Below are 13,316 nucleotides of genomic sequence, written 5' to 3'. Positions count from 1 at the left end.
TTTACCTGCAACAATCGTATGGTGTCAGAGCACCGCAAACAAGCAGGCAGGCACCCATGAACGCCTTCGGCGAGAAAATCCGTGAGCTTCGCAAAGCCAAGGGCTTTTCGCTTCGAACGCTCGCGCCGTTGGTGGGTGTTGGTTACAGCTACTTGAGTAAAGTCGAAAACGGCAAGTTGGACTTCGGCGACTCGCCCTCCGAAGCACTGATTCACCGGCTCGCGGACACGCTTGATGGCGACGAAGACGAGCTGTTGCTCATGGCCGGCCGAATCCCTGACTCAATCTCCCGCCGAATTCTCGATCAGCCAGAACTTTTTCGCGCGCTCGCGAACTGTGATACTGCAACTCTGAAGAACATTGCCGATCGCGTGCAAAGTGAAACCGAGAACCAAGGTGTGCTCCCAAGATGACCCCTCAGCGAGAATGCGATGAGTCGACATGCAATGTCACCAGATGAACTGCGATCTGAGATTCAGTCTGCGGTTGATGCCATTGTACAAGAGACTCACGAAGCTGACTGGAGCGAAGATTTCCTGAGCTTATCATTGGTCATGAAAGTGCGCGAGGTGCTTGGTACCGCAGGTGGGGAAACCGAACCGGATGCGGCGCGCCACTCGTTCGACCTGCAGGCGTATAAGATAACAGGAGAAGCGGAAAGCAAGCACGGTGACATCGCCTTTGTTGTTACTCGCCAGACATTGCACGGTCCTATGACCGGTGTCGGTTTCTATGAGGCAAAGGCATCCATTGATGGTCATCGATACCCGACATTTGATTTCCGCCAATTACAAAGGCTGTGTACGAAGACGCCGAGGCTTTCCTACTTGTTCTACAGCAAAGACGGTGGAAATGCGGAAAGCTGTGATTGGCCAACGGCTGTTACTGCCCACGACTTTCCACGATTTAAAGTGCGTACGGTTGATGCGAATTACCTGCGTAGATGTCGGAACCCAAACGCCGCCCTTCATACGCACGGCTTAACTTTTGGACATCATTTTGTAAATCGCCTGCTTTCGGGACGCGATTTGGATTACTCAAGGTCCCCTGAAAATGCCGTGAAGAGGTGGTTGGACGTGACGCGGAGAGCGACGGCCATAATTGTAAGCGTGGTCGTCCAAGACACTACTCTACCCAGAATTGAAATTCACCCTGACTGCCCTGGTTATCCTGACGCAAAACGACTCACATTTGAAAATGATCGTCCAAGACTTACCTGATGTAGTTAGGGGATCAATAGCTCTTGCTCCCAAGAATTATTGAAGAGCTTCTCTTCTCATTCGTACTCACTCAAGATCTCGATGGAAAGTGCGCTACTATGAGACTAATTGTTTCGCTTAACGAGATTGCTCTGTTCACCGGTGAGGACGCCAACGATCGACGCATGATCGTTTGGAGGATCGCATTGGTTTGAGAGCTGGTGTTGTCGTTGGATCGCTGGCTTTTCACTGTTTCCATCAGGATTTCGGCAACGCCGTCGCCAGCGTTGGGTGGTGCCCCAGTGAAATACCAGTGGATGAGGCCGCCGATGGCGTAGATGTCGGTTTTGGGACTGATGTTGCCGAAGGCGGGATCGATCTGCTCGGGGGCGGCGAAGCCCAAAGTACCGCCGAGTATCCATGTTCCGGCGAGAATCGGAGATGTCGCGCCGGCGGATGCTTGGGAGAAACCGAAGTCGGTGATCGTCACTCGGTCGCTATCGTCAATCAGGATGTTTGCTGGGGTTAGGTCGCCGTGAATCAGTTCGACATCGTGGACCGCCTTCATGGTTTCGCAGATTTGTCGTAGCCACTGTATGAAGCGTTGCTCGCTGGGACGGTCGATCGCGTGCATTGGGCGGCCATCAATCCATTCGCTCAGAACGTATGGGCCTCCATGTGGTGACTCGCCGTATCCGAGATATCGGATGACACCGGGGTGATCGATGCGGGACGCCGCGTTGATTTCCCGAATGAACGACTCGCGAGCCTCCTCGTTTTGCCAGAATGCTTTGCGGAGGAATTTTACAGCGACAGTGCTACCATCAGATTGCATGCTCGCACGATAAACTTTGCCGAAGCCACCACTCCCGATCAGTTTTCCAAGCACGAATTGGTTGTAGTTGACCCGCGGCAACGTAGTGGATCTTGTTAAAGATCCTTCCTGCAGACATTGATCGTGGGGATCTTTAACAAGATCCACTACATCGAGTGCGGGTGAAAGCAACTTGCGGACCCGTGCGATTCGTCTTCGAACGGTTCGTTCGTCTATCCCCAGCGATTTGGCAATTTCTTGTTGCGTCAGGCCGGCGAGCAAGGCTTCGACGACGGAGAAATGATCGGCCGGAAGTTCTGCTTTGAGTTGTTCCAATAACTCGTCCGCGTCGGAGTCGTCCGCTGGAATGATCTCAGATTGGCTCACTACCTGATCGAGAGGGACTCGAGTCTGATTGCCACCACGCTTTGACGCTGAGTGACGCTCGATCGATCTCGCTAGCTTTCGACGGGCAAACGTTGCCAGCAATCGCCAAAGCGAAACACTATTGCTGACCTGGATGCGACTGTGACGGGCGGCGTTGAAAAAGCTTCCCATTGCCGACTGCATGACCGCGTCGGGATCAATTTGGGATCGATACCGGCGGTTCAGGCGGCTAGCGACAAGGGCCACGAGCCGGAATGCGTACCGATCGAAAAGAACTTCGGCCGCCTGCTCGTTTCCGCTTTTCCACTGGCGCAGCAGCCAACCGTCCGGCCGATCCGTGATCGATTCGGATTCTTTGAGTTCTTTTTTGCCGTCGGTGTCCGGTTCCAAACGTGGTTTCTCACTTCCTGGGTAGTGGATCTTGTCAAAGATCCCTTTCGCACCGGATCTTTAACAAGATCCACTACGGCCTACGGCCTACGGACTATAGCCTAAAGACAAAGGACGATTCCATGACAATGGTGGTTACTCAACCCTGCATCGGTTGCAAAGACAAAGCTTGCTTGGTGGTTTGCCCGGTCGAATGTTTTTACACGAACGAAGACGAGCCAATGGTCTACATCGACCCCGATGAATGCATCGATTGTGGTGCCTGCGTTCCCGAATGCCCAACCGAAGCGATTTTCTATGAAGACGACGTTCCCGAGCAGTGGCATCGGTTCATAGAATTAAACGCGACGAAGGCAAAGGAATGCCCCTCGGCACACGAATAAGCCTAGCCGAGCAGTTTGCGCATCGCGGATGCGACGCCGAGGGTGACTTCGGTCATTCTTGGATAGTCGAGCGTATCTGGTGTGTCGGTGGCTTGGTGGTAGTTCGGATTGCGCAAGAAGCTGGTGTCGGTGAGCATCAGGGCGGGATAGCCTTGATCCCAGAATGAGCTGTTGTCACTGAGACGGATCTCGTGGATCTTTTCGGGGAGGCAGATCGAGAACAGGGGCAAGCGGCGCGTGCCGCGTTTAAATCCTCGCCGGAATTTCCAGCACAACTTCCAGGATGGCATGTTGCCGACGGCTGCCAGAAAGTTGCCACGCTGCGGAAAGAATCGGTGCATCCATTTCGGAATGCCCGGCGGAACCGTCTGTGAGCCTTTCGTCAAACTGTAGTAACCGACCATCTCCAGGCACAGCATTCCAACAATGTTGTCGCCGCGCTGTCGTGAAAGGCGGGCGTGGTGCTGGCTGCCCATCGAGTCCATGTTGAAATACGGCGGCTCCTCGCAAGCGAATGCGACGAATCGGGCGGTTCGTTTTCCGGTGTGCTCGCGCAGCAAGCGGCTGACTTCGACCAACACGGCAACGGCGGAAGCATTGTCATCGGCTCCGGGTGTGCTGAAGACCGTGTCGTAGTGGGCGCCAAGCAAAACGATCTCATCGGCTCGTTTCGTGCCAGGACACTCGACGATCAGATTGGTCGCCTCATCGCCCATGGCGTCGTAGCATTCCCGCGAATGACTGTATCCCATCTCGGACCACTGACCTTCAATATAGCCGATCGTGGCCAGAATCGTTTTTGGCTTGCTCAAGGTGCGCGGACCGATCAATCCCGCAAGCCGATCGACGTGCAGTCGCAAGTTCTCTTCGATCGTGTCGGGGTCGATTGGCATCAGTAAGGTGGAGCAAGTCGGCGGAAGCCGTGGAAGAGAACGATGAACAGGAACAGAAGATTGCGGAGAAGTACGGCGATTGGATTGGCGGTGGGCGACTTCACCGATTTATCACCATCGAGCGAATCGGCCAGAGCTTCACCGAGGCGCTGCATCCAAGCGACGCTACGCGGCCATTCCCAGATGCCGTCGAGCCATTCGCCCGGGATGCCTGCTTGCCCGACCCCCGCGCCCACGATGCCACCGACGATCGCGGCCGTCGTGTCCGCGTCGCCTCCGCACACGATAATGCTCAAGACCGCCTTGCGAAAGTCTTTCGGATTGGACAGCCATGCGTGGATTGCGACCGGGACGGTGTGGTACGTGTATCCGGTCACGCCCCGATCCAGGCCAAGCGATTTTGCGAACGTCTTGGTTATTTCGCCGACGTTTACGCTTTGAATAGCTTTGCGGAGCAAATCAATCAATTCCGATTCAGCTTCACCCACCGCATCGACAACCTCGTCGAGCCAAAGGTTCGCATCGACGGTTTCATTGTCGCGTGAGTGTTTGGCTGCCAATGCCACGGCGATTGCACCGCACTCGGCTTTCGGGTCACTGTGGGTCAGCCGCGAGGAGGCCCGAACGAAGCTCAGTATTGACGGAACATCATCCAGCGCAGCGCCGAAGATCGCTGCACGCATGGCGGGACCGTTCCCGGCTGAGAACACGCCAGCCTTCTCGGGACTTGCCCCGAGCCACAATTTGATTCCGGATCTCGCCGTCGCTTTGCCAACCCCCGCCGGTAACGCCAGTATCCACCAACGCAGTCGTCTCGCAAAACTACGTGTGAATTTTGGAACGTCGCCACCCGCGTCAATCAACGATTGAGCGACCATGCAAGTGTGTTCGGTGTCGTCGGAGATCATTCCGCGACGAAAGAAGAATCGGTACCGATCCGGCGGACCAAGCAGCTTGGCAGCCCGTTTTGGCGAAACGCCTTCATAGGGCAGCCCTAACGCGTCTCCGACCGCAGTCCCCAGAATGCATCCAACGATTGGTTCAGTCAGCATAGAAGGGCTCATGTTCAATCGCTTTGAGCGTCTTCACAACAAGCTCGGTCCGGGTCTTTAAATCGCCACTCAGCCTCGTGAACTCGATTCCGCGAGCAACCAGATCCGCTTCAATCTGCTGTTGGAAGAACGCTCGATGAACTTCGCCGCTGCGATCCCAACTGTCTTCGTAGGGAATGTCTGTTTCGCAAAGAAAACAGACCTGGTACCGCTCATGGCACTGTGCGGCCATCTCAGCCACGATTGGGTGGACCCGGCCGTGGTAATGCAACGAGAACTGGTAAGTCGTGGTAGCGTCCGTATCAACAAACAAGAATCTATTAGCGTCCTGCACAAGCTGATCTTCCTTTTCGCAGTGACCCATGGCGATTTCAGCTAGCTGAGTTAGCGAAAGACGGCGATCGATATGATTCTTCTCCCAGAATTCACGCCCATACTCAGGCACCCAGGCGGTCGATAGCTGGTCGGCCATGTGACGGGCCAGCGTTGTCTTGCCGGTTGATGGAGCGCCCAGAAAGACGACCTTGGTGACAAGATCTCGGTAGACAAGTGGATTCATGTAGTCCCTATATCGGAAAGGATCTGACCGAATTGCAGTTCCAGAAATCGGAACTCGCTTCCGGACTTCGTCGACCCGGCAATCAATCGCGCCCAATGCTCGGCTGACGTGTTCGCCGTAGAACTCGCTACTGTAAAAACGAGTGATCCGCCGCCCCGTCAAAAGTCGCTGTAAATAGCTGTCGTGGAGCTGCGTGATTTCAGGCGCTTTACCAACAACGGTCGGGCCGTCACGCGCGAGCAGTACTTCAACATCTGGATATAGCGAACGAATCCAACCAGCTCGCGTTTCAAGATCGATGCGGGTGACTTCCGGCGCGTTGTAGATGATAACAACCACGTTGTCGTTTTCGGCGATCGCACGTTCGATAACGAATTGATGACCGCGGTGTAGTGGAGCAAACTTGCCCAGCGTTAATCCCGTATTGATCACGTCGCTATCCTTCCGGTTCGCTGTTGCGACAGCCTTCGGTTCCAAACCACCAAACCGATGCAGGCAAGAACGAGAAACGCGACATAAAGCATCGCCGTGGCGTTCAATTCTTTCGTGAAGTATACCCAGATCGCTACGATATCGACGCAGATCCATAAGATCCAGTTCTGCAGTTGGCGTCGAGCAAGCAGGAACTGTGCAACCAGACTTGTCACTGTCGTGAAGGCGTCGGGATATGGCAAAGAGGCGTCGGTCCACTGTGCCATCGACCACCCCAATCCGATCGTACCTACCCCCGCGATGATGCACCAAGAGACGAACTCGCGGAGCGTCAAGGTTTGGATGATCAATGATTCAGGATTTGCCTTGGGACGCGTCCAGTAGTACCAACCGTAGAACTGCAGGAACACGTACACCACGTGAAGAAGCAAATCAGAGTAGAGCTTTGCGTCGTAGAAAACAAAGATGAAAAGGAAGACCTGAACCAAGCCTGTTGGCCAACACCAGACGCTCCGAGCGATCGTGAAGACGACACAAAGGAATCCGAACGCCGTCGCAGCAAGTTCAATCCAGGCCATCATGATGGACCACCGACTAGCATGCAGGTAAAGACGTAGACACGATCGTTTCCGAGCAAAGCAGATAGCAGAACGTTCATCTTTATCACCCAGGAAACCTCAAAGTTTGCCATCAGCCAATCATTCCGGAAAAGTCAGGTAGGACGGTGGCACGGCGTCGACGAGCCAGACTCCGTTGGCGGAAAGACAGAATTGGTGGCCGTCACGATGCATGGTTTCGGCTGCGACTCGCAGGATGATGGGCATGCCTCTTCGCGAGCCGACTTTTGTCGCGGTTTCTTCATCGGGTGAAAGATGGACATGGTGGCGTGATCGCTTTTGCAGGCCGGTGGCTCGAATGCTGTCGAGGAAGGCAGCGACCGTTCCGTGATAGAGAATCTCGGGAGGCGTCTTCTGTTCGAGGTTGAGTTCGACACCGGAGACCGAGTGCCCCTGGCTGGCACGGATTCGCAAGCCATCCTCACTCAAGGCGAAACGCTTCTTGTCGTTCGTGGCGATCAGTTCGTGGAGCAACTCCAGCGTGAGTGTTTGTCCATGAGCGTTTGCCTGGCTAATCAACTCGTCGATGCAGAGCCAACCTTCAGCGTCCAGCTTTGCGCCAATCACTTCAGGCCGATGCCGAAGGACCAAGCTGAGGAACTTGCTGGTGGAGACGAGTTTGTTGTTGCTAGCCATGCTCAATATTCTAGAAAGTTCACGCATGCCGACGTAGTGGATGTTGTTAAACATCCTGGTATCCAGGGATCTTTAACAAGATCCACTACAAAAAAACGCCCGCGACAGAGATTTCCGTCACGGGCGTTTCAGTATCCAGAGATCTTTAACAAGATCCACTACGAAAAAACGCCCGCGACAGAGATTTCTGTTACGGGCGTTTCAGTATTTAACCTTTCGTCCTACAGCTCAACGGCTTCGACCTCGCGGACGAAGCGGTCGGTGTCGGACTCAAGGAAGTTGCTAACGACGTTGAAGACCGCGTCACTGAAGCCTCCGATGTTCAGGATGTCCTGGCGCCCACCCTTACCATCAGGCTCTGGTGCTTGCGTGTTACCGTACGGGGCGATGTCGATGCAGACCAACTTGGGATCGGCGATGCCGTGTCCGCGCTGAATCTTCTTGAACTTCTCCCATTCGGTCATGACGCCAGTTGAACCGCCTCGGCCGTATCCGTAGACACGTCCCGAGTTGATCCAACTTTCGTTGTCGCTGACCAGGACGATTCCAGCAAACGTACGCTTTGCGTAACGCTTGTTGGCCTCGCATTCGCCATTTGCAACACGCAACGGCAACGACACATCCGTTCCACCGCCACCGTACTTCGACAGTCGTGCCGACAGGCTCAGGATCGAATCGCTTGAATCGATCTTCGCGCCCTTTCCATACAGGTCGTAGGCTTGCGTATCGAACGGAATGACGACGCTGTTCGGGTTGCGACGCAGGATCGCTGCGGCGAACAACGCGGCGACGTCGACACAACGCATCTTCGACGCGCGGCCTCGGCCGTGCAAACCAGTTACCGAGCATCCCATCGATCCAGACGTGTCCAGACCGATGATGACCGGCGCCGGTAGCTGCGGGATGTTTCCACATGCGATCTCCGCCGCGTCATGCAACGCCGACTTGATCTTGTGTGGAACTTCATCCGCAGCGTTCAGGTACGCCGCCAAGAACTGGTACGGGAACTGACGTGAACGTCGGATCGCCTCCGGATCCGCGATGCGGCCGGCAACGTAGTCGATCATCTCGTTGTCAGGCTTGTTGCCATTCTGGAAAACGTCGTGACGCAACAGCGTGTTCAGGTTCATGCGCAGTGCCTGCGGTCCCATCTGGCGGGCGATTGCCTTCCACACGACCGGACCCTTGGCCGCGTCGGCCAGCAAGTCCCAACGAACGACCAACTCGCCAGCGATCAACGCTTGAGCCTCTTCGGTCTCCGCAGCACGGAACGCGCAGAGCGACTGAACCTCGGTCGGCAAGTCTGCTTCCGTCGCCGGAGCCCACTTGTCGACTTCCTTGTCAGTCAACCAACCGAACAGCGCGCGTCGCACGTTGTCCTTCGGCGTCGGTCGAGCCATTCGCAACACGTCACGCAGGCTTGGATCGTTACCGATCGAAGCCGACAGCAGCTTGCCCACCGAAGCCTCGTTCAGCCAACGCTGGAACGCACGCTGAAGCGAAGACGACAGGCCCTTGCGACCAAACTGGCCCGAGCGAACCATCTGGAACACCGTGCGCAGAACGCGGCCGTTGTCGGCGACTCGGTCAAAGACCTTGTGCATTAGCGCCGTGTCGCGAGTCGACAGGGTGACCAACAATGCTGCCGGCATGTCCTTCATGTAAGCACGCTCACGTGAGTAAACCGCCAGCTTCGCCAGGTACTCGTTGTCGTCGACTTCGTCGATCAGCTTTCGCAGTTGGTCAAGCTGATCCGAGGCCGTTGCGTAGTACACGTTTCCGAACGTGCCGGTAGCCGCAAGCTGCGCGAGCGCATGCTTCGCCGGGAACTTGTACGCTGGACCTCCGGCTTCGTTGACGGTGGTTGCTCGTGGTAGAACGCTCGTGATGCTTGAGAACAAAGACTTATTTGCCATTACAGCCTCCTAAACATGTAGTGGATGTTGTTAAACATCCTAGCAGCCGGGAACCTTTAACAAGATCCACTACGGCGAAGTAAAAACATTCGATGAAGGTGTGGGCAGAGATCCGGCCCGATTGAAATCAAGTCAGCGGGCCGACCGGGAGTCGAACCTGGGTAGCCATGTACTCCACTCCGGCAGTCGAATGTGTCCGGTTCTTGGTTGTGATGCAGCTTTGGAAAAACAAAACGCGATCGACGAAGTTGTGATCAGAGGGTTTACGGTGCTCTACCACTGAGCTACGGCCCTGCTTTGATAAACAGTTGGGCCGGTGGGACTCGAACCCACGACACCCGGCTCCTGAAGCATGTACTCCGAATCGGCAGTCGATCGTGTGCGTTTGTTATTTCCGTTTCTTCTTCAAGTTCTTCCGCAATCGCTTCCACACCTTGCGGCCAGTGTCTCGGTCGAGCCGGACAAGCTGGTGTTTGCGGATGTCGAAGATCGCGGTACCGCCTTTCGCTTGCTTGGTGTAAACGAACGGCAAGCAGACGGCGATGATTTTGCTGGGCCGGCCAGCTTCACCGGCTTTGTAGACCGATCGAACCGGTTCGTCCGCCGAAAGCGTGCTGCTGGTGCAGCACCACAGGAACGATGGCAGTTCGTAGATCTCCGTCAACGCTGTGACGTAGTCTCCTCGTTTGATGTCTTCTCCGGCGATGCGTGTAGCCACGTTCGTCGCGAAGTTGGTTTCGGTTGTGGTTTCCATGATTCATATCGCTTGATGAAAGTAGTTTTGAATGTGCAGACAGTCTTCGCTCAACGTCCGATTACTCGGCGCCGGATTTCGTAATGGCGAAGAATTTAAATTGCACACACATGGGCACTCTCACGAGCGAATGAAAATGAAAACGGCTGACGAAGTGATGTGTCAGAGATAAGCTCTCCCAATTGAGCTACGGCTCGGCTTGGCCAAACCGACGGGACTCGAACCCGCATCCTTCGATTAACAGTCGATGTACTCCAACTCGGCAGTCAGTCGTGTCTTGTTTGAGCGGGCCACGTTGGGCCTTCGCTCATGGATTTGTAAAAACGATCAACGAAGTTATCGATCAGACAGTTCGATGCTCTACCCACTGAGCTACAAAGCGAGCCAAAGGTTCGCTTTGACGGGATTCGAACCCGCGACCGTCGCGTGATGTAGTCCAACCTGGCAGTCAATCGTGTATGGTTGGCGACGAGGTCGTCGTTCAGAAGCATCAGATAGACGACCAGCGATGCTGGACGGGACTCGAACCCGTTTCTCGTGCAGGCACGTGTCTTAATCCATGTATTCCAAACTGGCAGTCGCCGTGTGTTGTGCTTGAACGAAGTGGTTGTTGAGTCGTTTAGGAGCGTCCGTTTTCGGCTTTCGCCGATCGTTGACTGGCACCTTTGTCTGCGAGAGACTCCGGTGACGTTCACTAGCCGGTCGCCCGACATCGCTACCTTAGGCTCCTCATATGTAGACCCAAACGGCAGTTCAAGCATTTTTGGTTTGCGACGGATCGACGAGGTAACAGCTCAGATGGTTCACATTAGCAATATGTAATCCAAGCCTGCAGTCGATTCGTCAGAAACGCTGGTGGGAGTCGAACCCACTTCGACCGGGTTGCAGCCGGTTGCCTGGCCATCTGGCTCCAGCGTTTTGTTGTCCGCCGCGACAGCGAACTTGTTTCAATTTTTGTCCCTAAAAGTAGTCGTCTCGATTGGAGCCATCAAAAGTTGCCCGATTTGAGACAACACCGTTTGAAACGTTGTCCGCTGCCGCATGGGCAGGGATCATTGCGTCCAAGCTTTTCTTCGAGCTGCTTATCGCCTTGGATGACTCGCACTCCACTTTTGACGTGAGTTTCCGAAGGGAAACCGCGACGTCGTTTACTCATCGGCTCGAAAGCTGTGGTCTTCGTTGTGCTCGTGTTCGTATCGCATTGGTCCTCTCCTAAATCTGCGGTTGGCTCCGGATGGAAACAAGTTGACGATTAAGACTCATGGCGAGCGATTGGGTTCGCTAATTTTCACCACGGCTTAATTGATCGACTCGTTTCAAAATCGTTGGCAGTCGATATGGGCCATGCATGGCGTCTATATTCAAGACTGCTTGGGCGATCGGGAGTCCGACCGCCGTGATGAATAGCGGGCGATCGCTCGTGCCTCTGCGAAGCTCAGTGGCGTGGTCCGTATCTTTGAACGGGTTCTTCGCCACACCGATGACGGGAATCTTGCGATCGAGCGTCTCATAGAGATGAGCTCCAAGTCCGGGACGGCCATTTCCATCCAGCCAAACGTAGCCGTCGACCACGATGCAAGTCGGTGGTTGATCGAGTTTCGCGAGCACCGCTTGGATGCACGGCAGCTCTCGACGGTAGAACTCGCCGGGCTGGTATTCCTTCACCTCATGGATCATCGCCACATGCTCGGCGACTGGGATCGAAGCGCGCCAGTCGTCAATGACAACGCATGCAGCTCTCGCCGCAGCTTCCGTGTACCCCACGTCGAGGCAAGCAATCGTTTCTGTGTGCGTATCGGTCTCCATAGTTTATTAGTGGCAATTGTACCTGCTAAGCGCCCTCGCCAGGAATCGAACCTGATCTACGACCTTCGCGCCATCGCGGAGCGAACCTCAGCATCGACGTCGCGTGCTGTCCGGCACACTCCAAGGACGAAAATCGCAGAACCGATGAACGGGTCACCGGTCCTGCTTAGTTTGGACTCACGATCCGCTTCCTTTACGAATCGTGCTTTCCTGAATCCGTTCCGTTCAGGCTGACTCGGTCAATACCGAAGTACAGTCGAGCGTTGCCGTTCTTGGCCAGTTCACGCAGCGTTTCGAGTTCGGCCAGTCGCAGCAGTACCGGGTGGCCTTCCAGTGCCTCGGCTGCCTTGACGCGCAGAGCGTACGCTTGCGTTTCGGCTTCCGCCTTCGAACGCGTCGCTTCCGCTTCGGCCTGTTCACGCAGTCGTCGTGCTTCTGCATCCGCCTGGGCATCACGGCGCGTAATTTCCGCTCGAGACTCCGCCTCAATCTGCTCGACTTCCGCACGCGTGCGCGCTTCGACCAGTTGAGCCTCGCTGTGCCGCTCGGCTGCCAGAACGCGGTTCATGATCTCCTGCAAGTTTCCCGGGAAGATCAAGTCCTTCACGTCAGCGCGCCTTATCGTCACGCCGTAGCTGCCGGCCGATTCGGTGACGTCAGACAGGATATCCTCACTCAGCCGGTTTCGGTTGGTGAGAATTTCCTCCAGCGTCATCGACGCAAGAGAACGTCGCGCCGCAAGCTGAACGTCGCTGTAAAGTCGGTCCTCAAAGCTATCGACCGTGTGGAGCGCAGCCTTCGGATCGGTCACGCGAAACTGCACCAGAATGCTGACTCGGATAGCCACCTTGTCAGCCGTCAAGATTTCCTGGCCCTTGATCGTCAGCTCTCGCTCACGAACATCGACCAGCATGCACTCGACGGTCGGTAGCTTCTTGAAGAATCGCTTGCGTGGCGGGATCTTGTAGTGTCCCGCCTCGAGGATCTTCGTCAGCTTACCGTCTTCGTAGTACAAACCGCGGTGGGTGTCCTTAATGATGAACTCTCGTCGAGCACCGCTAATCATCATGATGCACCTCCTGTCGGTTTGCGTGATTGATGATTTGAAATGGTTAAGTGAATGGAGCCTCGGAGCGGAGTTGATGTGAAGTACGAGCTGTCAGATCTGGACAATCTGAGCGATCATTTCGAATGGTGAACGCAGGATCCATTTGTTCGCTCGCTCCTAACGCCGCCGAGGCAAGTAACCCGCCCAGGAATCGAACCTGGTCCGACAGTTTCGAAGACTGTCATGCTATCCAGCACACCCGCGAGTCATGTAACTAAGCGTCCTCGCCAGGAATCGAACCTGGTCTACGACCTCCGCAAAGTCGCGTGCGAATCCGGCACACTCCAAGGACGTGAAATGAGGCTATAGGCTTTTGTCATTGGGCTATAGGTCGATCCTCTTGGAGGATTCACCCCTAATGTCCAAAGTC

General features: G+C 55.2%; 14 protein-coding genes and 3 tRNA genes. 3 read left to right on the top strand and 14 right to left on the bottom strand.

Going from position 1 to position 13,316, the window contains the following annotated elements; translation table 11 throughout:
• The first annotated feature begins 56 nt into the window (after positions 1-56).
• Together Pla52nx_RS13730 and Pla52nx_RS13725 are read left to right on the top strand one after the other, a co-directional pair.
• On the top strand, positions 57-413 hold the full coding sequence (locus tag Pla52nx_RS13730; protein ID WP_146521115.1) for a helix-turn-helix domain-containing protein: 357 nt from the start codon (positions 57-59) through the stop codon (positions 411-413).
• 18 nt (positions 414-431) lie between these two features.
• Positions 432-1,220: a hypothetical protein gene (locus Pla52nx_RS13725; RefSeq protein WP_146521116.1), complete on the top strand. Its 789-nt coding sequence runs from the start codon at positions 432-434 to the stop codon at positions 1,218-1,220.
• A gap of 70 nt (positions 1,221-1,290) precedes the next feature.
• On the opposite strand, the gene Pla52nx_RS13720 is transcribed toward Pla52nx_RS13725, so the two are convergent.
• Positions 1,291-2,790, bottom strand: a complete 1,500-nt coding sequence (locus Pla52nx_RS13720) for a sigma-70 family RNA polymerase sigma factor (RefSeq protein WP_146521117.1) — start codon at positions 2,788-2,790, stop codon at positions 1,291-1,293.
• A gap of 122 nt (positions 2,791-2,912) precedes the next feature.
• On the opposite strand from Pla52nx_RS13720, the gene Pla52nx_RS13715 reads away from it, so the two are divergent.
• Positions 2,913-3,173, top strand: coding sequence for a 4Fe-4S dicluster domain-containing protein (locus Pla52nx_RS13715; RefSeq protein WP_146521118.1), 261 nt, complete (start codon positions 2,913-2,915; stop codon positions 3,171-3,173).
• Between the two features lie 2 nt (positions 3,174-3,175).
• Here the strand turns inward: Pla52nx_RS13715 and Pla52nx_RS13710 are convergent, their stop codons facing one another.
• The 13 genes from Pla52nx_RS13710 to Pla52nx_RS13650 all read right to left on the bottom strand — a co-directional run bounded on the left by Pla52nx_RS13710 (position 3,176) and on the right by Pla52nx_RS13650 (position 13,154).
• Positions 3,176-4,066, bottom strand: a complete 891-nt coding sequence (locus tag Pla52nx_RS13710; RefSeq protein WP_146521119.1) for a M28 family peptidase — start codon at positions 4,064-4,066, stop codon at positions 3,176-3,178.
• Positions 4,066-5,118 (bottom strand): ADP-ribosylglycohydrolase family protein, encoded by a 1,053-nt coding sequence (locus tag Pla52nx_RS13705; RefSeq protein WP_146521120.1) that lies wholly within the window; start codon positions 5,116-5,118, stop codon positions 4,066-4,068. The genes Pla52nx_RS13710 and Pla52nx_RS13705 overlap by 1 nt, the downstream gene beginning before the upstream one ends.
• A complete protein-coding gene (locus tag Pla52nx_RS13700) occupies positions 5,108-6,109 on the bottom strand; it encodes an AAA family ATPase (protein ID WP_146521121.1) in 1,002 nt (333 codons plus the stop codon). Before Pla52nx_RS13700 ends, Pla52nx_RS13705 begins: the two co-directional genes overlap by 11 nt.
• Positions 6,106-6,690, bottom strand: coding sequence for a nicotinamide riboside transporter PnuC (gene pnuC, locus Pla52nx_RS13695; protein WP_197454737.1), 585 nt, complete (start codon positions 6,688-6,690; stop codon positions 6,106-6,108). The genes Pla52nx_RS13700 and pnuC overlap by 4 nt, the downstream gene beginning before the upstream one ends.
• A 117-nt stretch (positions 6,691-6,807) precedes the next feature.
• Positions 6,808-7,416: an RNA 2'-phosphotransferase gene (locus tag Pla52nx_RS13690; RefSeq protein ID WP_231742105.1), complete on the bottom strand. Its 609-nt coding sequence runs from the start codon at positions 7,414-7,416 to the stop codon at positions 6,808-6,810.
• A gap of 167 nt (positions 7,417-7,583) precedes the next feature.
• Entirely contained in the window at positions 7,584-9,278 is a 1,695-nt protein-coding gene (locus Pla52nx_RS13685; RefSeq protein WP_146521122.1) for a TROVE domain-containing protein, read from the bottom strand.
• A 388-nt stretch (positions 9,279-9,666) separates the two neighbouring features.
• Positions 9,667-10,032, bottom strand: coding sequence for a hypothetical protein (locus Pla52nx_RS13680; RefSeq protein ID WP_146521123.1), 366 nt, complete (start codon positions 10,030-10,032; stop codon positions 9,667-9,669).
• 200 nt (positions 10,033-10,232) lie between these two features.
• Positions 10,233-10,387: transfer RNA gene (locus tag Pla52nx_RS13675), tRNA-Asn, on the bottom strand.
• A 492-nt stretch (positions 10,388-10,879) separates the two neighbouring features.
• Positions 10,880-10,950: transfer RNA gene (locus Pla52nx_RS13670), tRNA-Cys, on the bottom strand.
• A 70-nt stretch (positions 10,951-11,020) separates the two neighbouring features.
• Positions 11,021-11,188 carry an SEC-C metal-binding domain-containing protein gene (locus tag Pla52nx_RS13665; RefSeq protein ID WP_146521124.1) on the bottom strand — a complete coding sequence of 56 codons (168 nt, stop codon included), beginning with the start codon at positions 11,186-11,188 and terminating at the stop codon, positions 11,021-11,023.
• Positions 11,189-11,313: 125 nt separating this feature from the next.
• Entirely contained in the window at positions 11,314-11,838 is a 525-nt protein-coding gene (locus tag Pla52nx_RS13660; protein WP_146521125.1) for an endonuclease V, read from the bottom strand.
• A gap of 193 nt (positions 11,839-12,031) precedes the next feature.
• Positions 12,032-12,907: a slipin family protein gene (locus Pla52nx_RS13655; RefSeq protein WP_197454738.1), complete on the bottom strand. Its 876-nt coding sequence runs from the start codon at positions 12,905-12,907 to the stop codon at positions 12,032-12,034.
• Between the two features lie 175 nt (positions 12,908-13,082).
• A tRNA-Arg gene (locus tag Pla52nx_RS13650) sits at positions 13,083-13,154 on the bottom strand.
• Positions 13,155-13,316 lie beyond the last annotated feature (162 nt).

It is taken from the genome of Stieleria varia (assembly GCF_038443385.1).
Taxonomy (GTDB): Bacteria; Planctomycetota; Planctomycetia; order Pirellulales; family Pirellulaceae; genus Stieleria; species Stieleria varia.
This window is presented reverse-complemented; position numbering and strand designations above follow the sequence as displayed.